The sequence below is a fragment of the Marinobacterium sp. MBR-111 genome, from assembly GCF_040547585.1.
Classification (GTDB): Bacteria; Pseudomonadota; Gammaproteobacteria; order Pseudomonadales; family Balneatricaceae; genus Marinobacterium; species Marinobacterium iners.
In genome coordinates, this window is the sequence record NZ_JBEPQA010000010.1 from 1 (window position 1) to 19,631 (window position 19,631).

The 19,631-nt window shown below is 55.2% G+C and carries 24 protein-coding genes and 2 pseudogenes; 14 read left to right on the top strand and 12 right to left on the bottom strand.

The features are described 5' to 3' along the window. Positions 1 to 153: 153 nt before the first annotated feature. The 3 genes and pseudogenes from ABIE61_RS08810 to ABIE61_RS08820 all read left to right on the top strand — a co-directional run. Positions 154 to 464 (top strand): annotated as a pseudogene (locus ABIE61_RS08810) (integrase core domain-containing protein); the annotation flags it as partial. 110 nt (positions 465 to 574) lie between these two features. Then, positions 575 to 750 (top strand): annotated as a pseudogene (locus ABIE61_RS08815) (IS3 family transposase); the annotation flags it as partial. Positions 751 to 1,206: 456 nt separating this feature from the next. Further along, on the top strand, positions 1,207 to 2,013 hold the full coding sequence (locus ABIE61_RS08820; RefSeq protein WP_354408622.1) for a phage integrase: 807 nt from the start codon (positions 1,207 to 1,209) through the stop codon (positions 2,011 to 2,013). Here ABIE61_RS08820 and ABIE61_RS08825 read toward each other — a convergent pair. After that, entirely contained in the window at positions 1,974 to 2,474 is a 501-nt protein-coding gene (locus ABIE61_RS08825) for a potassium channel family protein (protein WP_354408624.1), read from the bottom strand. The two genes, ABIE61_RS08820 and ABIE61_RS08825, sit on opposite strands and share 40 nt — an antisense overlap. Positions 2,475 to 3,025: 551 nt before the next feature. On the opposite strand from ABIE61_RS08825, the gene ABIE61_RS08830 reads away from it, so the two are divergent. After that, a complete protein-coding gene (locus tag ABIE61_RS08830) occupies positions 3,026 to 3,475 on the top strand; it encodes a hypothetical protein (RefSeq protein ID WP_354408626.1) in 450 nt (149 codons plus the stop codon). 3,189 nt (positions 3,476 to 6,664) lie between these two features. On the opposite strand, the gene ABIE61_RS08835 is transcribed toward ABIE61_RS08830, so the two are convergent. Beyond that, complete coding sequence (locus ABIE61_RS08835; protein WP_354408629.1) at positions 6,665 to 8,428, bottom strand: hypothetical protein; 1,764 nt, start codon at positions 8,426 to 8,428, stop codon at positions 6,665 to 6,667. A gap of 255 nt (positions 8,429 to 8,683) precedes the next feature. Between ABIE61_RS08835 and ABIE61_RS08840 the strand changes: the two genes are divergently transcribed. Together ABIE61_RS08840 and ABIE61_RS08845 are read left to right on the top strand one after the other, a co-directional pair. Next, positions 8,684 to 8,890 (top strand): hypothetical protein, encoded by a 207-nt coding sequence (locus ABIE61_RS08840; RefSeq protein WP_354408631.1) that lies wholly within the window; start codon positions 8,684 to 8,686, stop codon positions 8,888 to 8,890. 178 nt (positions 8,891 to 9,068) lie between these two features. Then, positions 9,069 to 9,236, top strand: coding sequence for a hypothetical protein (locus tag ABIE61_RS08845; RefSeq protein WP_354408634.1), 168 nt, complete (start codon positions 9,069 to 9,071; stop codon positions 9,234 to 9,236). A 249-nt stretch (positions 9,237 to 9,485) separates the two neighbouring features. On the opposite strand, the gene ABIE61_RS08850 is transcribed toward ABIE61_RS08845, so the two are convergent. The 10 genes from ABIE61_RS08850 to ABIE61_RS08895 all read right to left on the bottom strand — a co-directional run bounded on the left by ABIE61_RS08850 (position 9,486) and on the right by ABIE61_RS08895 (position 14,930). After that, positions 9,486 to 9,980: a hypothetical protein gene (locus tag ABIE61_RS08850; protein WP_354408637.1), complete on the bottom strand. Its 495-nt coding sequence runs from the start codon at positions 9,978 to 9,980 to the stop codon at positions 9,486 to 9,488. Further along, positions 9,977 to 10,186 carry a hypothetical protein gene (locus ABIE61_RS08855; protein ID WP_354408639.1) on the bottom strand — a complete coding sequence of 70 codons (210 nt, stop codon included), beginning with the start codon at positions 10,184 to 10,186 and terminating at the stop codon, positions 9,977 to 9,979. Before ABIE61_RS08855 ends, ABIE61_RS08850 begins: the two co-directional genes overlap by 4 nt. After that, complete coding sequence (locus ABIE61_RS08860) at positions 10,183 to 10,353, bottom strand: hypothetical protein (RefSeq protein WP_354408640.1); 171 nt, start codon at positions 10,351 to 10,353, stop codon at positions 10,183 to 10,185. Before ABIE61_RS08860 ends, ABIE61_RS08855 begins: the two co-directional genes overlap by 4 nt. A 361-nt stretch (positions 10,354 to 10,714) precedes the next feature. Beyond that, positions 10,715 to 10,951: a hypothetical protein gene (locus tag ABIE61_RS08865; protein WP_354408643.1), complete on the bottom strand. Its 237-nt coding sequence runs from the start codon at positions 10,949 to 10,951 to the stop codon at positions 10,715 to 10,717. A gap of 434 nt (positions 10,952 to 11,385) precedes the next feature. After that, positions 11,386 to 11,808 carry a hypothetical protein gene (locus tag ABIE61_RS08870; RefSeq protein WP_354408644.1) on the bottom strand — a complete coding sequence of 141 codons (423 nt, stop codon included), beginning with the start codon at positions 11,806 to 11,808 and terminating at the stop codon, positions 11,386 to 11,388. A gap of 46 nt (positions 11,809 to 11,854) precedes the next feature. Continuing rightward, positions 11,855 to 12,442 (bottom strand): hypothetical protein, encoded by a 588-nt coding sequence (locus ABIE61_RS08875; RefSeq protein ID WP_354408646.1) that lies wholly within the window; start codon positions 12,440 to 12,442, stop codon positions 11,855 to 11,857. Beyond that, positions 12,439 to 12,579 (bottom strand): hypothetical protein, encoded by a 141-nt coding sequence (locus ABIE61_RS08880; RefSeq protein ID WP_354408648.1) that lies wholly within the window; start codon positions 12,577 to 12,579, stop codon positions 12,439 to 12,441. Before ABIE61_RS08880 ends, ABIE61_RS08875 begins: the two co-directional genes overlap by 4 nt. Positions 12,580 to 12,592: 13 nt before the next feature. Further along, positions 12,593 to 12,811, bottom strand: coding sequence for a helix-turn-helix transcriptional regulator (locus tag ABIE61_RS08885; RefSeq protein WP_354408650.1), 219 nt, complete (start codon positions 12,809 to 12,811; stop codon positions 12,593 to 12,595). After that, positions 12,777 to 13,412 carry a hypothetical protein gene (locus ABIE61_RS08890; protein WP_354408652.1) on the bottom strand — a complete coding sequence of 212 codons (636 nt, stop codon included), beginning with the start codon at positions 13,410 to 13,412 and terminating at the stop codon, positions 12,777 to 12,779. Before ABIE61_RS08890 ends, ABIE61_RS08885 begins: the two co-directional genes overlap by 35 nt. A 288-nt stretch (positions 13,413 to 13,700) precedes the next feature. Next, complete coding sequence (locus ABIE61_RS08895; protein ID WP_354408655.1) at positions 13,701 to 14,930, bottom strand: tyrosine-type recombinase/integrase; 1,230 nt, start codon at positions 14,928 to 14,930, stop codon at positions 13,701 to 13,703. Between the two features lie 422 nt (positions 14,931 to 15,352). Between ABIE61_RS08895 and ABIE61_RS08900 the strand changes: the two genes are divergently transcribed. The 8 genes from ABIE61_RS08900 to ABIE61_RS08935 all read left to right on the top strand — a co-directional run bounded on the left by ABIE61_RS08900 (position 15,353) and on the right by ABIE61_RS08935 (position 19,465). Further along, on the top strand, positions 15,353 to 16,591 hold the full coding sequence (locus ABIE61_RS08900; protein WP_354408656.1) for a tyrosine-type recombinase/integrase: 1,239 nt from the start codon (positions 15,353 to 15,355) through the stop codon (positions 16,589 to 16,591). Continuing rightward, on the top strand, positions 16,588 to 17,301 hold the full coding sequence (locus tag ABIE61_RS08905; RefSeq protein WP_354408658.1) for a hypothetical protein: 714 nt from the start codon (positions 16,588 to 16,590) through the stop codon (positions 17,299 to 17,301). Before ABIE61_RS08900 ends, ABIE61_RS08905 begins: the two co-directional genes overlap by 4 nt. A gap of 97 nt (positions 17,302 to 17,398) precedes the next feature. Next, positions 17,399 to 17,584: a helix-turn-helix transcriptional regulator gene (locus ABIE61_RS08910; protein WP_354408661.1), complete on the top strand. Its 186-nt coding sequence runs from the start codon at positions 17,399 to 17,401 to the stop codon at positions 17,582 to 17,584. Continuing rightward, positions 17,581 to 17,721: a hypothetical protein gene (locus ABIE61_RS08915; protein ID WP_354408664.1), complete on the top strand. Its 141-nt coding sequence runs from the start codon at positions 17,581 to 17,583 to the stop codon at positions 17,719 to 17,721. The genes ABIE61_RS08910 and ABIE61_RS08915 overlap by 4 nt, the downstream gene beginning before the upstream one ends. Positions 17,722 to 17,732: 11 nt before the next feature. Continuing rightward, positions 17,733 to 18,314 (top strand): hypothetical protein, encoded by a 582-nt coding sequence (locus tag ABIE61_RS08920; RefSeq protein WP_354408667.1) that lies wholly within the window; start codon positions 17,733 to 17,735, stop codon positions 18,312 to 18,314. A 40-nt stretch (positions 18,315 to 18,354) separates the two neighbouring features. After that, positions 18,355 to 18,801: a hypothetical protein gene (locus ABIE61_RS08925; protein WP_354408669.1), complete on the top strand. Its 447-nt coding sequence runs from the start codon at positions 18,355 to 18,357 to the stop codon at positions 18,799 to 18,801. A 151-nt stretch (positions 18,802 to 18,952) separates the two neighbouring features. Further along, the gene (locus ABIE61_RS08930; protein WP_354408672.1) at positions 18,953 to 19,159 is read left to right on the top strand and encodes a hypothetical protein; all 207 of its coding nucleotides are present in this window, start codon (positions 18,953 to 18,955) and stop codon (positions 19,157 to 19,159) included. A 63-nt stretch (positions 19,160 to 19,222) separates the two neighbouring features. Next, the gene (locus tag ABIE61_RS08935) at positions 19,223 to 19,465 is read left to right on the top strand and encodes a hypothetical protein (RefSeq protein WP_354408675.1); all 243 of its coding nucleotides are present in this window, start codon (positions 19,223 to 19,225) and stop codon (positions 19,463 to 19,465) included. Positions 19,466 to 19,631 lie beyond the last annotated feature (166 nt).

Consider the following 19,631-nt stretch of genomic DNA (forward strand, 5'->3'; position numbering starts at 1 on the left):
TCTGACGGCGCTTGTTGCTGAACTCGCTGTCGGCAAATGTAAGTTGCTGATCCATCGGTGCGTCCTCAATCGTGTGCAGCGGGCATTATCCCATGCGGCGGACTTATTCGCAGCTTCCTTAGGCGAGCAGGTCTGAAGGTCGCCCGATGCTATAGCGGCTTCAGAGGCTATCCGACCGCTGTCAGAACGGACCCGAGACCTGAATTTACTGGCAAAGCACTGGAGCAATGGGTCTATGAGAATAAGGTGAAACTGAAGCTTATATAGCCTGAAAAGCTGGTGTAAAACGGGTATATCGAGAGCTTCAATGGCAAATTCAGGGATGAATGCTTGAGCAAGCATTGGTTCGGGGGACTGCACATACCTGAAAGCTAATCAGTGAGTGGCGAATTGATTACAATGAACCAAGACCGTACTCATCACTGGGCTACCAAACTCCGCTGGAGTTTGCATCTGCGTTCTGAAAGCAGAAAACAGACTCAGCAACCAACGATATCACTAGAAGCCGACTAGATTAAATGTCGGGGGGGAGTACCGCTTCGTTCAGTCAGAAGCGAGTGCTTCACCCGTTTGAAGTCCTCAAAGTAATGGCATGTACTAGGCCTTCGTGAGGCGTTTAAACTGGACCATGTGTATCTGAAAGTTCTTCCTGGTGCTGCGACTGTTATGACCAGGTTGCCGAAATGGATCGAGGACCATAATCGCAGCCACCCATATCTGGGATTGAAAATGAAATCTACCTGGGAGTAGCGGGCGGAGCTGGCATCAAACGAATGAGGTGGTGTCCGGTTTAGCGGGACCTGCTACAAACAACAGCCGGAACGGTAAGCGCGTCGGGCAAAAGAAAGGGCCCGGCGCTCTCCCTGCGGCGGGCCCTGTCACTGACTTCCCTGTCAGTCGCTGCTTCAGTCCCGAAGCAGGCGATGAGGTACGAACTCCTGTCGTCTTGGTCACACCTTGTGAACCTCAGGGGTATAATAGGGGTGTGATATGAGCGGGTATATAGGAAAAACTCTTATATTGTCCGTGCAGACATTTAAATAATGATCTATGTCAAAACATGGGGGCTTTTCTGAGGGGGCTGCCCCGTATTCAAAGCGGCGTAGCCCACATACCTCTTCCCCTACGCTCAAGGTTTGTGGGGGCACGCACTTTGATGCCTGTAGTGGGCGGACTTGACCAAGGAAAGCTACAAAACTGAGCTAATTGAATACGCTTTGGTATGGTTTTCATGAACACACCCTGCGCGATGGTGTGCGCAGGAAGACTGCGCTTATGAATATGGCGGCTCGCCTCAAGAACCCGGCAGCAATCAAGCTGACACCGACAGCGTACATGAAAGATCGTCGCAAGCGTTCTGAGTCAGGGATTACCGATAAGACACTGAACAATGAGCTGACGTATATCCGTGCGGTGTATAACGAACTCTATGCACTGGACCAGGTGAAATACGAAAACCCTTTGGCCAAGGTGAAACCGCTCAAGTTGCAGCAGATAGAATTATCCTGGTTAACACAGGATCAGATACAGGAGTTGCTCGACGTTATCCGCTCCCGATCGGCAGGGGCGAACCCTCACCTGGAGCTGATTGTACTGGTGTGTTTGGCAACCGGGGCAAGATGGTCAGAAGCCGAGAACCTGAAACCGTCATCTGTACGGAATAGGGCAGTGACTTTTAGTAACACGAAAAACGGCAAGGTTAGGACCGTGCCTATCTCCCAGGAACTGGAACAGCGGTTAATACAGCATTGGAAAACATACGGACCTTTCACCAGTTCAATCGGTGCATTCCGCAGGGCATTGGAAAAGACGACGATAGAGCTACCCAAGGGCCAGGCAGCTCATGTGCTACGGCATACGTTTGCCAGTCACTTCATGATGAACGGCGGTAACATCCTGACACTTCAGAAGATCCTCGGACACTCCGCCGTAACAGTCACAATGCGGTATGCACACCTGTCACCTGATCACCTTCAGGATGCGGTTTCCTTTTCGCCCTTATCTAGTTTCTGAAGCCAGAACATGACTTTACCTGCTAACAACGCCATGAAAATTTGCCCCATTAAGGCCTCTGCCATAGCGAAAATCTTCAAGTCATTAGTTGGTTTGAAGTCTCCGTAACCAAGCGTTGTCCAAGTTACTACGCTGAAATAGAAGGCATCGTACCAGCCGGTATCCAGAACCTCGCCGTTGAGATCACAACAGATATTGAAGGATTTGTAGATGACAGCAAACATCGTAATCATGAAGCCAAGAGAAACTACATAGAAGTAGAGAGCCTCGAACTTGCTATCGCTTTTGAAGAATCTAACGCTACTAAAAGTAGCCAACCCTATCAGGAGTAGGAACATACCTATAAGAGCGGATATTCCTATTAAGGGGGTAATTCTGACTAGGAATAGAAGGGTTAACATAACTCCAATACATACCAGTACATCTGTGTATGTACTGAGTTGCAGTAGTTCTTTTTTCATCCTTTTGGCGGCTCCATCATCCATTGAAAAGAAGCATCAAGTTTAGCTAGCTGTAAGGACTTTCGACACTTTTTCGACACTTCTGGGATATTGTGAAGCCCGAAAACGAAAAAAGCCTGTAAAAACAGGCTTTTAACTTTTGCAATTTGGGGTGGCGTCTAACGAAAAGGTCATGCAACCATCAGATAATAAAGGATATTACTTCTTTCGTTATTTCAATATACCCCCATTTGTACCCCCAATTTGCAAGGGTGAAGTATTTTTCTGGCCAGTAGATAATCGGGTATCAAAACCACAAGCAAGGATGAAATCACCAATGGCGCACTTCGATGCGGACCAGGAAACAGTCGATAGGCTCAAAAGACTTGGGTGGAAGAAAGAATCACCGCTGGACATGGATTTGACCGGGGCAGACCGCGAGTTTTCGCCGGAACTCCTGGCGGAGATAGAGAGACTATCTTCTTCAGTGAAGGCGTCGAGGGATTCAGGGGCCAGGCTCAGAAGCCTGAAGCCTCCGGCACCATGACAAACGATAACAGGGAGGTTGCTCAGTGGCAGCTCAAGGAAGAGAACTCGCAACAGCCAGGCTGAACGATCAGCGCATTGATGATCTGCGCCGGTGGGTTGAACTGAATCGGCAGCAGAAGGCGCTTAACGAACGTCTACACGCCCAAAGCATACCCGGCCATGAAGCCAGCCAACAACTGGAAATCCTGTGGCATGGGAAAGCCCTGATTGCAGATCGGCTGTTGTCGGCGCTCGCACCCCAGTGGGTTGGTGATCATGGCAATGTGTACCTGCCGTTACCCTCTCACGTTGCCATACCAAAGGCCAACCCTGCGGATCACTTCGAGTTACCCCCGGCAGTCTGTTACCTGAAGGCCCAACCTGAGCCTGAGCGGCTGGATAATGGTTCGCCTTGTCAGCAGTGCGGTACTGTCGATGAGGACAAGCCCCGGCAATGGGTACACAACACGCTTACCGGCCACCAATACCTGTGAAGCCAGTCAGCCAGACATTAACCAGCCCGGCGTATTCGAGCGCTTCCTGAAGCGGTTGCACCTGTAGCGGCCTGATCGTCTTGCGCGTGGCCCTGTTGCGTTTGGGTGCAACGGTGTTGCGTTACTACTGGTTTCCGTGGATACCAGTCTGGATACCGATTCCGTGGAAACCTGTTTGGCAACTTGCTGGCGACCCTCTGTCACTACCCGCTGTATCAGTGGGTCGGAAATATATCCGAGCATGGCAGCCCGTGCGCCTGGGGGTGTTTCCCCTTCACAGTAGTAAGGGTAAATTCGTCACTATGGTAGCCCGTGCGCGTAGGGATGTTTCCTTCACTGGCAACAGTGTTTCCTTCATGCGCGTGAGCCTGTTAACTCCGGTGTTAACTTCAACTGTTAACTGGCCAGTACGCACCTAAATGCGTACCAGTTTTGTGCGCACTTCCCTGCGTACCTTGGTGCGTACCTTGCCCGGTTGGTTTGCATTCTACTGCGAACCTGAAGCCGCGAACCTCATTGCGAACCTTGCTCGCTGTGCCGGTCGGTACGAACTCCAATTCGTACCAAACTTGTTCGAACCTATATTCGTACTTTCACCCCTTATCGTTTTCGCTGGGGCCGGTGGGGCCACTGGGGCCGGTACTCTGTAGCCCCCGTCATTGCTGGCATTCAGGATTCAGGAAGGTGGCCCCAGTCTGGTTTCGGTACTGGGGCCACTGGGGCCACTGCTATTCGATAGCTGGCGCTGGCCTGTTGGTGGCAGTTAACACCTGCCCCCTTGAATCAGGGGGTCAGGACTTACCCCGGTCAGTCTGTGCTCAACTGTGCAAATCTGCATAGTTTCCCGTGTGCGCTGTCAGCAGGGTGCCCGATTCGTTCACCCCTCGATCATGTTTGGAGCCGGTCAAGCTGCCGGTAGGGTGTAACGTTTCGTTACCTCCTTCGAGGTCTGGTGTCGTGCCAGCAGGAAACTACCGGATAGCCGGTAGAATCTCTGAACACGGTGTTTCACCGTATCCAGCGCCAGCAGGGCGATAGCGGAATTCAGCTACCAGCAGCCATTACGGGACGGTCAACAGCTCCGGAGGTTAACGGTGCGCCAGCAGGTACGATCCAGCGCCAGCGCATTGCAGGTTGATAGCAGATAACAATGGTGATTTCTGCAACCTAATATCAGGCATGGTTTTTGATATGCGCCACAGGGCTTGTCAGTACTGCAACTGATACCGCAACAATCCATAAGTAAGCAAAAGCCGTGCCCATGATTTTTTTCTATCAATGTGCTGGTCGCCTGCAATGCTTGGTTCTGTTCATGGCAGGTATGGCCGTGGTGTTCGGTGCGAGCCTTTCAATCTGGCCCTGTGCGCTGCGTTCGCCTTTGATCCATGCGCCAGCATACCCGTAACAGATCGGCGCTCTAGTGACCTTCTGGTAACTTCCCCCATTGGGGGGAGTTGATCTCTGGTTGAATGATGGCCTGATACCGTCCCCCGTTGGGGGTTGGGCATTTGGTAACTCCCTGCGGTGAAGGAAGTTGGTCGGCTTCTTAACTTCCACCATTGGTGGATGTTGCCTGTGCTCTGATTAACTTCCGCCATCGGCGGGAGTTGGTTCCGGGCTTTTACTCAGGTTTAGGGAAAGGGCACTGCTGGATAATCAGCAGTGGTGGCAGGGCAGCGGTGTGCCGTTGGTGTGTCGATAGGTGTGTCACTGATTCGTTCCAGACCTTGTATATACTTGGCCTTCAGCGTGTCGTTTGGTGTGTCGGTGGGTGTGTTGCTGGTGTGCTGGAAGGTGTGTTGCTGTTCCACTCTTGGTCCCGTAAACACTTGGCCTCTGGCGTGTTGGTTGGTGTGTTGCCGGGATTCTGGTATCGGTCATTCAGCCTGAGGTAATGGACCGTTTACGTTATCTGGTGGCCTTGATCGGAATATAGGCAGAGGAGTTCCCGAAAACGGGTAGAGAAGTTCCCGAAAACGGGAACCTCATACCTTGGTTGGGGTGCTCCAGTACCCTCGTTAGAGTATTAAGCTGGCGCTGAATCTGCGCTGGCCTTGGGGCTGCTCAAATCTGAGCAAACCCATCCGGATTCCAAATCTGTGCGGGTCGCTCACCCGATATTTCGGGCCAATCACTTAGCTGAAAAACCGGCTCAGCCATTCACCTGAAAAATCATGCAAGTGATTGTTTTAAAGGGTTCACCTGAAAAATCAGGTCAATGGATCACTGCCATTTTCCTGTAGTGGACTGCTGCTCAAAAGTACCGATTCGGTAGTTTTGCCGTTGCGTACTGGTGGTGGCGTTATTGTCTGTTACTGGGAGGGGTATCGGTTACTCCATTGGAATACAGCCATGCGGGACTTCTTGCATTTTGACTTTGCAACATAGGGTCATGGATCGTGACCATGCTGTTTTATTGGCTATACTGTTTGTTCATCAAAAAACCAAGGAGGGCTCCGTGATCCGTATGCGTAAGTTTGTCGTTTCGCTTCTTCTTTTGATCTGTTCGGCACCAGCATTCGCTGGCTCATATTACACGTGTACGAACCCAGAAACTGGGAGCAAGATGTTCTCCAGAACACCATGTGGTGTTGATGCTGAAAAGCGTAGAGAAACCCGAGCCAATACGGCCAACCTGGATTCCGACAGGGACAGGTATGCTGCGTTAAAGGCCGAGGAGGAGCGTAAGAAGGCTGTTTTGGAACAGAGAAGAAACGCAGCTATTGAGCGCCGTAAGCAACAAGAGCAGCCTGTGGTGAGCACTGTTCCAAAGGGCATGGAAAAGGCTTGTGCTGAATTAGAGCGAAGATCAAACCGAATGGCGGACATGTCTTCGCGTCAACTTGAGCGGCTTGCGTGGTGTAGAGGCGGCCCTAAACCTGAGCCTCTGCGTACGCCACCACCCCCGAGTGTCATTACAAATTGCGACGCAGGCGGGTGCTGGGATAACCGAGGCAGGCGCTACAATCATGGCGGCGGCCCCACTCATATCAGACAGGATGGCAGGGTCTGTCAGAACATTGGTGGCATGATGCAATGCAACTGATGATTCGTGATCGTTACCGACTGATTCTCTGGCTGATCGTTGGTTGATTGGCTGGTGAAAGTTCCAGATTCACGGAACAAAGGTTCCGGCTACGCGGAACTATCCGACAGGTGGAGCAAGTCCTTTTGCTCTGGTCATCCCTGTTACTTGGTGGCTGGCAGGCCCATGCCATACTGTTGCATCAGGATCGCATCAACCATCGGCTTGCTCTTGGGATCGGCTTCCACCTTCGCCTGTGCGGCCATGAGCGCCTGCCCATAGGTCGGCATGTTGGAGTCGATGCCGCCAAGCGTTTGACCAGTGACCGGATCAACCTTGATCGTAGCCAGCAAGGGCGAACCTTCACGGTCGTAACCAACAACGCTCTGAGTCTCGACATAGTTCTTGCCGCCTTCGATTGCCTGGTAACGCTGCAACAGTGATTGGCGCTGCTGTGGCTGAAGGGTCGGATCATTCAAGCCCTGCAATATGCCCTGCAACTCCTGCTGTTGTTGCTGTGCGGTACGCATTTGTTCGGCGGTCATACTGGCGGTGTCGGCCTGCGCCTGCTGCTGGGCGAGACTTGCGGCAGTATCAATGCCTTCTGTGAGCGGGGATACTGGCACGTTGCCGCCTCTTCCACCTGTACCGCCACCCATACCCATCAAAGCACGGGCCTCTGCTGACAAGCGTGCGGCAGCCTTACTGCTGTTGTTCTGGGCCAGATACTCGGCACGATCAAGCATCTTCTGCGCTGTCTGCTGAAGGCCTTGATCTATGCCGCCACCGGCCCTGCTTGCGGCCAGCTCCTGTTCACGGCGGCTGCGGATATTGCCCTGCAACTGCCCGAGCCGGGTCATCTGACTGGCGTCACTGCGGTTCACCATCTGCAATGCGGTTTCGTAGTCACCGGCTGCAATGGCTCGCTCGAATGCGGCATTGACCACCTTGCCGGGGCCGCTCATATCCTGTGTGCGGGTCGTGTCGTTCGGTGTGAACTCGGCAATGTTGCTGCCTGAGAATGAGCGGTTGCCTTGGTCGTTCAGGCCACGGGTGATGCCATCCTCTCCGATTACAGACTTGTCAGGTTCCGGGGTGTTCGGTTGTTCCGTGACTCCTGCGCCAGTGGTAGGCTGCTTCTTTCCGGTCGCTGCGGTGCTTGGCTTCTGATCTGGGGTTGTGGCTGGCTGGTTCTCGATACCCAAAAGCCCCTTACCGAAGTCCAGCAGGCCGCCACCAACAGTCTTTGTGAAGCCAACGGGTATGTCGACAGCATCCAGAATCAGTGGGCCAGCAACGCCTGATACCGCTCGGCCTGCTGCCTGCGAGTAGTTCCCATCGTTCGCAAGCTGCTTGGCATCCTGCAAATACCCCGGCGTCAGGTCTGCAATCTTGTCTAGGTGAAGCGATCGAAGCACGTTACCGGCAAACGATCCTTTGTCCCGAGCGGGTGCCTGATTGATCGGTGTCGTTCCGGTTGCTGAGGTCAATCCCGAGTCTATGCCTCCTGTCTCACGCACCACGTTCAGCGCACCGGTGGCGGTGACTGGCGGTTGCTGTGTCTGCCCCTTCAGCCGATTGGTTTCGGTGGTCAGTGCGCCACCTACTGCCGGTGAAAGGCCAGCAGTGATGCCGCTCGGTCTGGCCGTGTTACCCGAGAAACTGCGGTTGCCCTGGGCGTTCACGGTTTCATTGATGCGAGTGACCGGCCTCGCCGGTGATTGCTGTGATGGTTGATTGAGACCGGCGTCAATGCCTTGGCTGCCCGGTGTGCTGTTCGCCTGCGGCTTGGGTGTGCTGGTCGGTCGCTGGTAGCCAGTGAATGATTTATTGCCCTGCTCGTTGGTGGTTTGTGTGAATGCGGGACCGCGTGCGCGGGTGCTTTCCGCGTGTCGAATGTCGCCATCTATAGCGCCAGATAATGCCATTGGGTATACCTTACTTTTTAATTCACGTGAGCTTTACAGAGAATGTCTCCGACAGGCTGGGATCAAGTATTTAGGCATATAAATTGAGCAGAATTATCCAGTTCAGCAGCGCCAGCAGGTTTGTGACACGGTGTCTCAAACTACCGTGATGCCGGTATTTATTGGCGCAAGTATTCCAAGACCCTTGTGAACCAAGATCTCTTCTCTAAGCGCCGTTTCGACCTGACCTGAGCGAGTGATAGCAGCTCGGGCGAGGTGAAGTCTTCATCCTTGCTGGTGTATCGAATCTCCATCATTCGGCAGGTGTCCGGCTCGAAGGTATCCATGACCGGCAAGGTGGTTGATTCCGGCTGTGGTGTGCCGTTGCTGGCGCTTTGTGTGCTGGGCTTCAGCTTTGCCTTGAGTCTCTGCCAAAGGCTGCTTGGCGGCTTCCTGTTGGGTGTTGCCATGATCGCTCCCTGATTGCGCGGTATGATCCTGTAAGGGTGCGGCAATGCGACAGGATGAGCAATAGCAGGTCAGGCTTTGGCCGGGTGCCGGGTGTGTCGGCTTTGCTGCTGTTCAGGTGTCGGCTTCTGTGTCGGGGCGAGGTGTCGGCTTACGGCATAATCAGATTTGAAATCCAGAATGGGTAAACGGAATGAGCAAGCCAACAGAAAAGCCGGAAGGCAAGCAGCAGGAACGGCAGGGCGGTGTGCGGTGCTTAACGCTCATGCTTCAGGATGAGGACCGGCAACCGGTAGAGAAGGAGGCCCCGAAACAGGGCACCCCAGACCAGCCGCCAGAACCTGAAGTGCCAGCTCGGTAAGCAATGGTCAGATTTGAAAACCAGCCATTACCGGCTTGGTCGCATTTGAAGTGTGATCAAGATCAGCAGGCCACTCTAAGCCCTGTGGCGGGCTTTCGTGTATGCGGTAAGGCCAACGATGGGGCCAACTGAAAACGGCGCTCCTGCTGGCGCTGCGGCTGATTCAGGGCCAAGGGTAGGGCCAGCAAAGGGCCAACGCTGGCAAGGTTCAGGCAAGGGCCACCATCGGCAGCCCTCCTGGGCGGTGTATTACGCGCAGTCCACTTCGTCAGGCTGCGAGGCCAAGTATGCGGCCTCATCCAGATTCAGCCCGTTGTTGGCTTCAGCCAGCAGATCGGCATGACGTAGGGTATCCAGTGAGGCGCCAGCATTACGCGCACCGATTGCCAGCCACGGCTCCAGTGCTTCCATAAATCCGACTATCTGCCCGTGGAGTGAGCCCATTTCGGTCGGCTTCAGACTATGCTGCTCCAACATGCCGGTTACTATGTGCGCCAGCGCACCACCACGGATAGCGCCGTGCTCTCTGAGGTTCTTCAGGTAAATGCGGCCCAGTGCCGTGCCGGTCATACAGCCGCCAGTGTAGCCGCCAGTCTTCGGCACCTTCCAGAACGATAGACCAACGCCATCAGCAGCAGGGCCAACGAACGGCAGCCGATGAATGGGCAACTGTTTGCGATTGTTAAACTTCAGGATCGGCGTGCCCGGCTTGATAAATGCCTGGGTGTTCAGTGCGCTGCTCATGCCTCAACCTCCTTCTTGATCTCAAAACAAGCTTGTTCCATTTCCTCAATCCGGCCCTGAAGGTCAGCCAGCAGAATTGATTGCTGCTTCTCGGTCAACTCCCCAGCACGGGATGCCAGTTGTACAAACAGGTTCATCTGCTCAAGACCGATAGCGATAATGTCCAGATTGGCAGCCGTGCGGTATGTGAAAGTGCTCTCGCTCATGCCCGAACCTCCCGAGCTGGTGCCCAGCCTACGACAACAGCGGCAGCAGGAAGCAGCCCACGGGCCTCTCTCAGGCTGAAAGCAGTCACGGTAAGGCGGTTGATCGGGTTCAGGGTAGAAACGGCGTTGAAGCGTTTCAGAGTACGCGTGCGGTGAAGTGTTGGCATGATGCCTCCGTTGTAATTTCTTCGAAGTACCCATAAACCGTATGGGTGCCGGGAGGTTCGAAACGGCTACAACAACCGCGAGCTTATTCCCCCGAAGGGTATTGTATTCACTGCCCTCCCGACTTAACGGGCTTGCGCCTTGGTCTGGCGGATTTCAGGCACAAAAAAACCAACGCTTACGGGGTTGGATCAGTCCGGTTGTATAGAGGTTTCGACGCCTCGAATCTGCAAGTTATCGGATTGACTGGTGCCGGTCAAGGGGGCGGTGATTTGCAGCCCCCTTGAAGCTGGTCCTGAATCGGGACTACCTTCAGGCTATCAAGCGGGTTCCATGCTGGAGCTGGTTCCAGATCGGAGTCAGTTACAGATCAGGCGCTGGTGCTCGCTTCAGCTTCGGGTCGAGTGCTGTACGCCAGTCGCTACCTCGCTGCCTGCGCTTCTGTACCGTTCTCCACTTCAGGCCCAGCAGTCGGGCAAGGATACCGGCAGTCTCTCGGCCCTTCAGAGCGGTCTGTTCACGCCCATTGATCTTGATAACGACCTCAATGTCGAGCTGCTTGTTCCGTGATGCCACACACTGATCCGCGTTATCTCGCATTGAGGCCGCTCCTGTTCGCTGGATGGTTGGCGGATATTCTAAGTCTGGTTGGAGCTGTCAGCCAGTGATCCAGCGCCAGCATACCCGGAAGGTTTGGCAGCAGCCGGGTAATGATCTGGTCATACCCAAACATGCTGCCGATTCTGAATCATTGATGCCCGGCCAGTGGGTCAACGTTGATGGTTGATCTGCTGCTGAGTGCCGTATGCTGATCGGGCGTCGATGTGTTTGTGCCCTTGGTAACGGTGCCCATTGTCATGCCCTCCCTATGGTAAATATATAAAGGTCACCAGTTTTTGGTGTAGTGCCCCCCCTGAAAATGCCACTTACAGCACCAGAAATTGGTGTGGTCAGCACCAGAAACTGGTGTAGTGATTCCGTTCACAGCACCAGTAATTGGTATAGCCAGCACCAGAAATTGGTACAGTGGAAATTTAAGCAACCTCCTTGAATGATCTGTACGCTGCCTTGGTCGGCGGCATATCAAGCTTGCCCCCGCACTCGTGTATTGGCTGCCATGTTAGGGCGTACAGGTGCGGACCAGCATTAAGGCCGCCAACCTTTGTCTGAACCAACAGCCCGGCGTCGATCAATTCATTCAGTGCTTTGGTGCGGGTGGCGTTCGAGTTCCAGCCTCGCTCTTTCAGCACTGATTCTGTTGCGCACAAATCACCGTTGTTGTGCCCGTTGTACTGCGCCCCAACGTCCAGCAGTAGAGCCTTTGCTGAATAGCTCAGGCCAATAAAGTCTGGATGGTTGAGCACTGCATCTGGCAATGCAAAGTGGCCCTTGTACGTAATAGACAGGCTCGACTTACCCTTGCCGGGCTTCTTGCGCCTGGTGATGGTTGCTGCCATATGTGAACCTCCCATGCAGCCGGACCCGAAGGCCCGGCTTCTCCTATCAGGCAGCGGTATCTGGTAGATGCATCTGCTGCGGTGAAAGGTGGGAAGCACGCTTCTTGGCAAGTGCAATCCGCTTGGTGAAAGCCGAACGTGCTCGCTCGACTTCGACAGCAAGTGCAGTTTCCCGGTCAGGGAGGAGGTCTGTTACCTGAACTGCATCAGCAGACACCCACGGCAGCGGTGACAGGTCAACACGGCCAAGCAGGCGATAACAGTCACCGTCACCTGAGAAGTGGGCGGTTGCGATAATCAGGCCGAAAGCTCGCATATTGGATACAGGCTTCCGGGTATCTGATACTCCCTTGAGTGAGCGGATCGGCACCCACTGCCAAGATGCTAGCGCCAGCAGAATATCGGCTTCACGCTGCGTCAGGTACACCCGGTAACCTGCATCGGCAGCAGGCGGCCAGTAAATCACCTCTCGGTAACCGGCCTTGATCTGGCGATTGTGATTCATCTCTGCGGCCAGTATCGGATTGGTGCTGCCGGTGTTCAGCTTGGCGTTATCCGGCAGGGCTTCGATCTGGTCTTTCCAAGGTAGCGGCTGCTGCAACGCATTGTGCTTAATCAGAGTGCCATCGCTCATGATGAGAACCCTCCGATTGCAGCCAGGAAAACCAGAATCAATGCCAATATCGCAGTCTCAATCAGGGATATGGTATGCTGACGTTCTTCTCGATTGGCGGTGGCCTGCTCGCAACAGGCCGTTGCTTTCTTGCTCATATCGCTACACCCCTCAGGCCACACGGTCAGTTCTGTTTGACTCAATCCACCGTTCAACATCCGACTCGAGCCAGCCAACAGAATTGGCAGACAGGCGGATAGTGGCCGGAAACTTACCGGCAGCCATCAGCCGATAAATTGTGGATCGGGAAAGGGTGGTCATCGCCTCAACTTCGCGGCGCTTGAGAATCTGAACCTTACGGCTCTGGGTGATCTGGTTGGTCGCCTTCATGGCAGTACCTCATTTCAATTCGATAAAGAGAAAAAAGTCGAAGTGAAACGGGCACGGGCGGGCCTGCCGGGGTGGTGGCTTTGTGGTCTATACCAAGGGCGATATAGGGGCGATCTGGATCAGGGTCAGGGTCGGGTTCGTCAGGGCCGCTTAATGAGCGCCCCGACAGGGTGGAGGATTTTTTTCTCGCTCTACCGGCCCTGATGCCGCGAATTTGAACAGCAAGTGATGGAATGGATACACTGCCCGATAGGCGGCTGTTGATCCTTTTGATCTGCCTGTCTCGGAACAGGTGGAGCAAACAAGCCGCTTCGAATTTTCGGCTGAGTGCCCTTGCCTTGGTGTTTCGCTGGGGAATCTTGCCGGTTAGCTCGCAAGCAAGCACAACGGCTTTCAGTGTCAGGTCTTCAGCTTCTGTCTCATTGCCAGCCCGTCTTGCTGCGTCAGCGGCTTGCTCGAGCTTGTCGATAGCCTGATATATTTCGAGGGCGGCGGCGTTTGCTTCCTGCTTCAACTGGAACAGGTGCGTTGGCAGGAACGAGCGATAGCTGTCCTCTGTCTCGGCCAGAACATCGTTTAAGAGATCTGTGTAGTAACCCATTCGATACCTGTTCGCTTATCCAGTGTTTCTGGCGTTCCCACATATGGTATGCCCGGCGCACATGAATGCAAGCATAAATATTTCCAGTGAACGAATGGCCCCAGTGGCCCCAGTGCTGCCCCAACGGTGGGGCCGGGCAGTATGGCAGTGGAACCCCAGTAAATACGGGGCTTTGAGGGGTGTGGCCCCAATGGCCCCAGTGGCCCCAGTGGCCCCACTGAAAATGGTAATGCCGTAATTGTTCGTCAGGCTGATCGGCTGCCAAAGCTGGCCCCTCGATTTAAGGGATCAGCCTGCCTGTTTGCCAAAGCTGGCGCTGATTACGTTGCTGGTGCTGGCTGCCGTGCGTAGCTGGTCCAGATAATCGGCCCAGTGTTGCATCATCTTCCGGCGCTGCTCTAAGTGCTGTGTTCGGTTGTAGCTCCTGCCGTTGGCATCCTTCACCTCATGCGCCAATTGCTGTTCGATCCACTCAACACGGTAATTCAGCACTTCATCCAGCAGGGTGCGAGCGGTGGCTCTGAAGCCGTGGGCGGTGTGTGTTTCCCGGTCGTAGCCCATGCCCCGCAAGGCAATGCGAACAGCTCCATCAGACATTGGGCGGCTGGCTCCTCGGGCGCTGGGGAATACGTACTCGCTGCGGCCTGTAATCGGTTGCAGGTTCTCCAGTATCTCGATGCTCTGCTTGGCAAGCGGGATAATGTGTTGCTGGAATGTCTTTTCGGCGGTGATCTCTATCCGCTTTTCCTCCCAATTGATCTGATCCCAGCGAACGTGGCGAAGCTCTCCGGGGCGGCAGAACCAAAGGGCTGAACACTTCAGGGCAGCGATTACAGCAGGAGTGCCGTGGTATTCATCAATGGAAACCAGCAGGCGGCCAAGCTCCTTCGGATCGGTGATAGCGGCAAAGTGGCTTTTCTTGGCAGGTTTGAGTGCGTCTTTCAGGTCGGCGCTGGGGTCACGTTCACAACGGCCAGTCACAATGCCATACCTGAATACCTGCCCGGCTACCTGCTTCACTCGATGCGCGGTTTCTACATGGCCCTTGTCCTCGATCTTGCGAAGTACCGGCAGCAGGTCGAGCGCACTGATCTCTGAAATGGGGCGGTTGCCGATTGAGCCGAACAGGTGCTTTTCCAGTGCTCGCATTGTCCGGGCTTGATGACCTTCTGATTTATCGCTCATGCGAACAGAAAACCATTCACGGGCGATCAGCTCAAAGCTGTTTTCGGCAGCAGTACGGCCTGCCTGCTTCTGTGCCTTCTTGGCTGCGCTGGGGTCAATGCCCTGGGTGAGCTGTTGTCGAGCGGAGTCTCTGAGTTCACGGGCGGCGGCCAGGCTAACATCTGGGTACACACCGAAGGCGGCCAGTTTCTCCTTGCCGTGGAATCGGTACTTCATGCGCCAGTATTTTGAGCCGTTGGGTCGCACCTCAAGATACAGCCCTTTCTCGTCAGCGAGTTTGTACTTCTTCTCTTGCGGCTTGGCGGCCTTCACTTGTCGGTCAGTCAATGGCATGGATCACCCCCTGTTCAATTCGGGTTGGGGGTATCAGTTTGGGGGTATCGCTTGTGGGGGTATCGAATGTCCCCCCGATTATACCCCCAATGTACCCCGGCTTTGCTGGGTACGGTTGGGAACCGTTGGGAACCATTATGGGCCGGAAGGCCCGTGGTTTCTAGTGTCTAGGGAAGTGTTGGGTCTGGGTGGGAAGGGTAGTTGGTGGAGGTGGCGTCCCCCTCTTTCGAACTTTAGCCGGTTTCAGGCCGTTGCAATCAGTATTATTTTTCCCTTTTACCTTCAATGGCTTATGTCCGTTTTTGCCCTTCCGATTGTCGCATCCAATAGCATGAAATAGCGCCCAATGATAAGGTTTTATGTGGGGCAGGATGTGGGGCTGATTTTAGAGTTCGATTTTCAATTATGGGGGAGGCGAAACAGTGCCCAAAAAAGCACGGGAATTGAGCGCCGCAGAGGTGCGCCGATTGACTGAGCCGGGCCGGTATCCGGTCGGGGGTGTTGCCGGTCTGCTGATGCAGGTAACGCCCAATGGTGCCCGGTCGTGGCTGTTGCGTATCAAGGTCGGGGACAAGCGCCGTGATTTTGGTCTGGGAGCCTTTCCTGATGTGTCCCTTGCTGGCGCACGTGAAAAGGCCCGTGATCTTCGGGAGCGGATCGCCGCAGGTGTTGACCCGGTTGCAGAGCGCCAGCGCCTGAGGGACGCCATACGAGCAGCGCAGGCAAAGGCCATAACCTTTGAGGAGGCCGCCCACCGTTGCCATGATGCCCGGAAGGATGAGTTCCGCAACGTCAAGCACCGGGCCGACTGGATCAACAGCCTGGAGCGCCACGCCTTCAAGCATATTGGATCGCTGCCGGTCGATACCATAGAGCTGCCGCATATCCTGGCACTGCTGGAGCCGATCTGGAAAACCAAAACCGAAACCGCCACCAGAGTGCGCCAGCGTGTTGAAACCGTGTTGAGCTGGGCCACCGTTGCAGGCCACCGCAAAGGCGATAACCCCGCCCGATGGCCCGATAACCTGGATCAACTGCTGCCCACCCCGTCCAAAATCCGCAAGGTGAAGCACCACAAGGCGTTACCCTGGCAGGACGTGCCCGGCTTTATGGTCGATTTGCGCCAGCGTGAAGGCATGGCCGCCCGTGCCCTGGAGTTCGTCATACTGACCGCCGCCCGGTCGGGTGAAGTGCGTCATGCCACCTGGGATGAGATCGACCTGGCCGCAAAGGTCTGGACTGTACCGGCTGACCGCATGAAGGCCCACAAGGATCACCGTGTTCCGCTGTCTGATGCCGTTCTGGAGCTGTTGCAGCGTACACCCCGCATGGAAGGGAGCAACCTGCTATTCACTGCTCCCCGTGGTAATGCGCTGTCTGATATGAGCATTTCCGCCGTGTGCCGCCGCATGGAGGTGGACGCCACCCCGCACGGCTTCCGGTCGTGCTTCAAGGACTGGGCACGGTCCCGCACGGCATACCCTGACGAAGTTTCCGAGCTGGCGCTGGCGCACGTTAACTCTGACGCCACCCGTGCCGCTTATGCCCGTGATGAGCTGTTGCCGCAACGTGCCCGGATGATGGCTGACTGGGCCAAATTCCTGAGCGAACCAGCGCCAGCCGGGGAGGTTGTGCCGATCAGGGGAGAGGTGCAGGCATGAGTCGGGGAAAGGTGCGCAAGCAGAGCCTGTTTTTTGAGAAGACTACCACGCCAGCCACTGAGGCTGAGGCCGCCGCCTTCACCAGCGCCAGCGCAACAGGTGCCCGTGTTGCGGATGCCTATTACGGTTGGGCTGACCAGGCCCGGCAGGTGCTGGCGCTTTATGCAGAGTGGGCCGGGGTGCAACCCGCCGTGCCTGAGTGGCTTGATACTGAATACCCGGATCATTCTTGGCACCTGATATGCCTTGTTGCGCAGGGACTACCCAAGCATGCCCCACCAGCAGAGTGCAACCTGACAGCAAGCGAGCAGCGAGCAGCTGAGGTGTTGCTGAGGCTTTCACGGGTGCAGGAAGCCGCCCGTCCGTTGGCTGACCGGCTGGAACTGGTGTTCCCGCTGATCGAGGCGTGTATATCGCTTGGAACTGAGGTCGTGGCCGCCACGGTTGAGCCATACGAGAAAAACGCAGCTATCCACCACAATGCAGAGCGCCGTCTGATCGAGTCAAACAAGGGTACGCCGGTTGGTTCACCCAATGACCGCAGGCGTGCCGACAATGACCAGCGCAACAGGGAGATCAAAAGCCTGGCCGCTGACTATATGCGGAGAGTGGGCAGCAATAGCGTCAATGGAGCAGCAGAGCATATTGCAAAAAAGCGCCCTGATTTTGGATTAAAGGCCCGGCAGCTACGCAGGATCATTGCTGAATAGAGCCACCTTCAAAAAAGTTGGCCATGCCTGATAGTGGCCAACTGCCCCGCCTTCCGATACTGGCCCCGTTGCGATTAATTAAAACGAGGTGCCTTAAATGGAAACCACCACCTATCTGACTGACAAACAAGTTGCCGCCCGTTTCGGTGTTGATAAATCAACAATCTGGCGCTGGGTGGAAAAGGGACACTTTCCGAAGCCGGTCAAGTTGTCGCCGGGCTGTACCCGCTGGCGCTTGCATGATGTGGAAGGCTGGGAAGCAGAGAAGGAGGCCGCAGCATGAGGAAGGAAGCGACCCACACCACACAGGCCGCCACCCGTTTGAAGCAGCGCAAGCATAGCATATACCCGCCACTGATCGAGGCCGGGCTGGTGCTGGCACTACTGGTTATTTGGACAGTAGGAGGGCTGGCGCAATGAGCTACGGCACAATGAGCAAACACCAAGCATTGCAGCAGCCGCTGCCCTGGCGTGACCTGATCGAGGCGCTGCCGGACAATGCCCGGCTTAATATCACCAGCACCAACCCCCTGAGCGCAGCAGAGCGCCACCGGAAGCGCCAGCAGTGCGCCGGTTACAGTCTGGCGGTCTATTACCCACCGGCTGATGATGCAGGTTTTCAGGTGTACCTGAGCCGCCGTGAAGTCGAGATACTGCTGGCGCTGATGCCTGGCAAATGGGTGCCCACGGCAACCCTTAAAGGCACTGCCGAAACCCGCCGCCCGCTGGCTACGCTTCGAGAGTTCGGCATGATTATCGCCACTTGCCACCGGCAGGGGGAGGGTGATTGTTACCGGCTGTTGGGCTGTATCGACTTGGAGCCGCTGCCGCCGGTTGTGGCCGCAGCAGTGCAGGTAATCGACCGGCTGCCGGATCGCACCACCGCCGCACGGATGGAGCGCCAGCGAGCTACAGCAGCCTTTGCAAAGCGGCTGGCGCTGATCGAGAAACGATCCGTCTATCTGAGCCCTAACCCCCCGCAGCAGTTGCCGCTGCCGGAAACCGCCGCCTGAGGATGCGCCGGGCCATAGTGCCCGGCTGGAGGTTGAACCAATGGCAGAGCGCCGCAAAAAGAAAAGCACGTTTTTGGGGATTCCTCGGCATGTGGCTCAATCGGAGCAGTTTACAAAGCTATTAGGAAACGAGCTGAGGCTGCTGATGGAGTTGCTGCTGCAATACCGTGGTTTTAACAACGGCAATCTGACAACGGCTGAGTCTGTACTGAGTAAGCGAGGATGGGCAGCAGGGTCTATCTATAACGCTTCGACTGGATTGCAGCGCAAAGGCTGGATAGTAGTGACCCGGCAGGGCTACAAGGTGCGAGGCATGGCAACGCTGGTGGCGATAACCTGGAACGGGATTGATGACCCTCCAAAGGGGGTGCGATATGACGAGGGTGTAAAGCCTTCACCCGTGCCCCTTGGATACTGGTGCAAGCACCCGGATACATGGGAGCTGATCCCCCGTTGCTTGCAGAAAAACTCCTCAAAAACTGAATAGGTCGGGCCGGTTACTCCTCAAAAACTGAATGGGTGATCTATTAAAACCGGCTGATCCATTCAAAAACTGAGGGCTATACCGGGGTTTTCGGGCTTCGATCCATTCAGTTTCTGAGAGTCTTATATAAAGCCATACCCTGGGAGGTATAACGATGAATATACGCAATGTGATAATGACCATTACCCGGCAGCAGTACAGCAGCATCGAGGGTGCCGCCGATCTGGTGCGGACAGATGTTATTGAGCTGTTGGGTGTGGAAGGGCTGGACCAGGACACCCGGACCAAGATCAATCAGTTGATGGCTGACGTTGACCAGATGTGCCAACAGATGCATTACTTGGCAGAGGTGAGTGCCTGAGGGTGCAGATGATGAGAGAGTGCCGGGAGCAATCTTCCGGCAATACTACAAAGGAGGTGTACCGTGTTGGATGAAGTGACCGTGAAAAAGCAGGCCAAAAAGCTGATCGAGGCCGGGGAATTTATGCTGGCAGTGCAGGCAATACACGAGCAGCACGAGATTGCCCAAATGGATGACGAAGGAAGCCCCTATAATGATCGTACGATTGCCGGGCTGATGAACGGCTTGAAGCTGGTCGGGGCTGAGTTGCTGTCGCAGGGTTTTGATACCCTGGAGCGGATCGAAAAGGCCCCGTCCGCCCGCTGAACGTTGCCGTGCTGGTCTGGCGCTGTTGTACCGGCTGGAGAGCGCCAGCCAACTACCCGCCCCACCGCTTCAAACTACCCGTTTTCCGGGGAGAGTGATCCCTTCACGTGCTCAAGCCCCGCCCACCTACCCAAGCGCCAGCAGCAGGCACCCACCAGGCATACCG

Coding starts and splice junctions, on each gene's coding strand:
- ABIE61_RS08870 (WP_354408644.1), bottom strand. CDS start 11,808: ATGGCAGCAACCATCACCAGGCGCAAGAAGCCCGGCAAGGGTAAGTCG.
- ABIE61_RS08875 (WP_354408646.1), bottom strand. CDS start 12,442: ATGAGCGATGGCACTCTGATTAAGCACAATGCGTTGCAGCAGCCGCTA.
- ABIE61_RS08925 (WP_354408669.1), top strand. CDS start 18,355: ATGGCAGAGCGCCGCAAAAAGAAAAGCACGTTTTTGGGGATTCCTCGG.
- ABIE61_RS08845 (WP_354408634.1), top strand. CDS start 9,069: ATGAGCAAGCCAACAGAAAAGCCGGAAGGCAAGCAGCAGGAACGGCAG.
- ABIE61_RS08885 (WP_354408650.1), bottom strand. CDS start 12,811: ATGAAGGCGACCAACCAGATCACCCAGAGCCGTAAGGTTCAGATTCTC.
- ABIE61_RS08910 (WP_354408661.1), top strand. CDS start 17,399: ATGGAAACCACCACCTATCTGACTGACAAACAAGTTGCCGCCCGTTTC.
- ABIE61_RS08930 (WP_354408672.1), top strand. CDS start 18,953: ATGAATATACGCAATGTGATAATGACCATTACCCGGCAGCAGTACAGC.
- ABIE61_RS08915 (WP_354408664.1), top strand. CDS start 17,581: ATGAGGAAGGAAGCGACCCACACCACACAGGCCGCCACCCGTTTGAAG.
- ABIE61_RS08920 (WP_354408667.1), top strand. CDS start 17,733: ATGAGCAAACACCAAGCATTGCAGCAGCCGCTGCCCTGGCGTGACCTG.
- ABIE61_RS08890 (WP_354408652.1), bottom strand. CDS start 13,412: ATGGGTTACTACACAGATCTCTTAAACGATGTTCTGGCCGAGACAGAG.
- ABIE61_RS08865 (WP_354408643.1), bottom strand. CDS start 10,951: ATGCGAGATAACGCGGATCAGTGTGTGGCATCACGGAACAAGCAGCTC.
- ABIE61_RS08860 (WP_354408640.1), bottom strand. CDS start 10,353: ATGCCAACACTTCACCGCACGCGTACTCTGAAACGCTTCAACGCCGTT.
- ABIE61_RS08880 (WP_354408648.1), bottom strand. CDS start 12,579: ATGAGCAAGAAAGCAACGGCCTGTTGCGAGCAGGCCACCGCCAATCGA.
- ABIE61_RS08895 (WP_354408655.1), bottom strand. CDS start 14,930: ATGCCATTGACTGACCGACAAGTGAAGGCCGCCAAGCCGCAAGAGAAG.
- ABIE61_RS08835 (WP_354408629.1), bottom strand. CDS start 8,428: ATGGCATTATCTGGCGCTATAGATGGCGACATTCGACACGCGGAAAGC.
- ABIE61_RS08905 (WP_354408658.1), top strand. CDS start 16,588: ATGAGTCGGGGAAAGGTGCGCAAGCAGAGCCTGTTTTTTGAGAAGACT.
- ABIE61_RS08850 (WP_354408637.1), bottom strand. CDS start 9,980: ATGAGCAGCGCACTGAACACCCAGGCATTTATCAAGCCGGGCACGCCG.
- ABIE61_RS08855 (WP_354408639.1), bottom strand. CDS start 10,186: ATGAGCGAGAGCACTTTCACATACCGCACGGCTGCCAATCTGGACATT.
- ABIE61_RS08825 (WP_354408624.1), bottom strand. CDS start 2,474: ATGAAAAAAGAACTACTGCAACTCAGTACATACACAGATGTACTGGTA.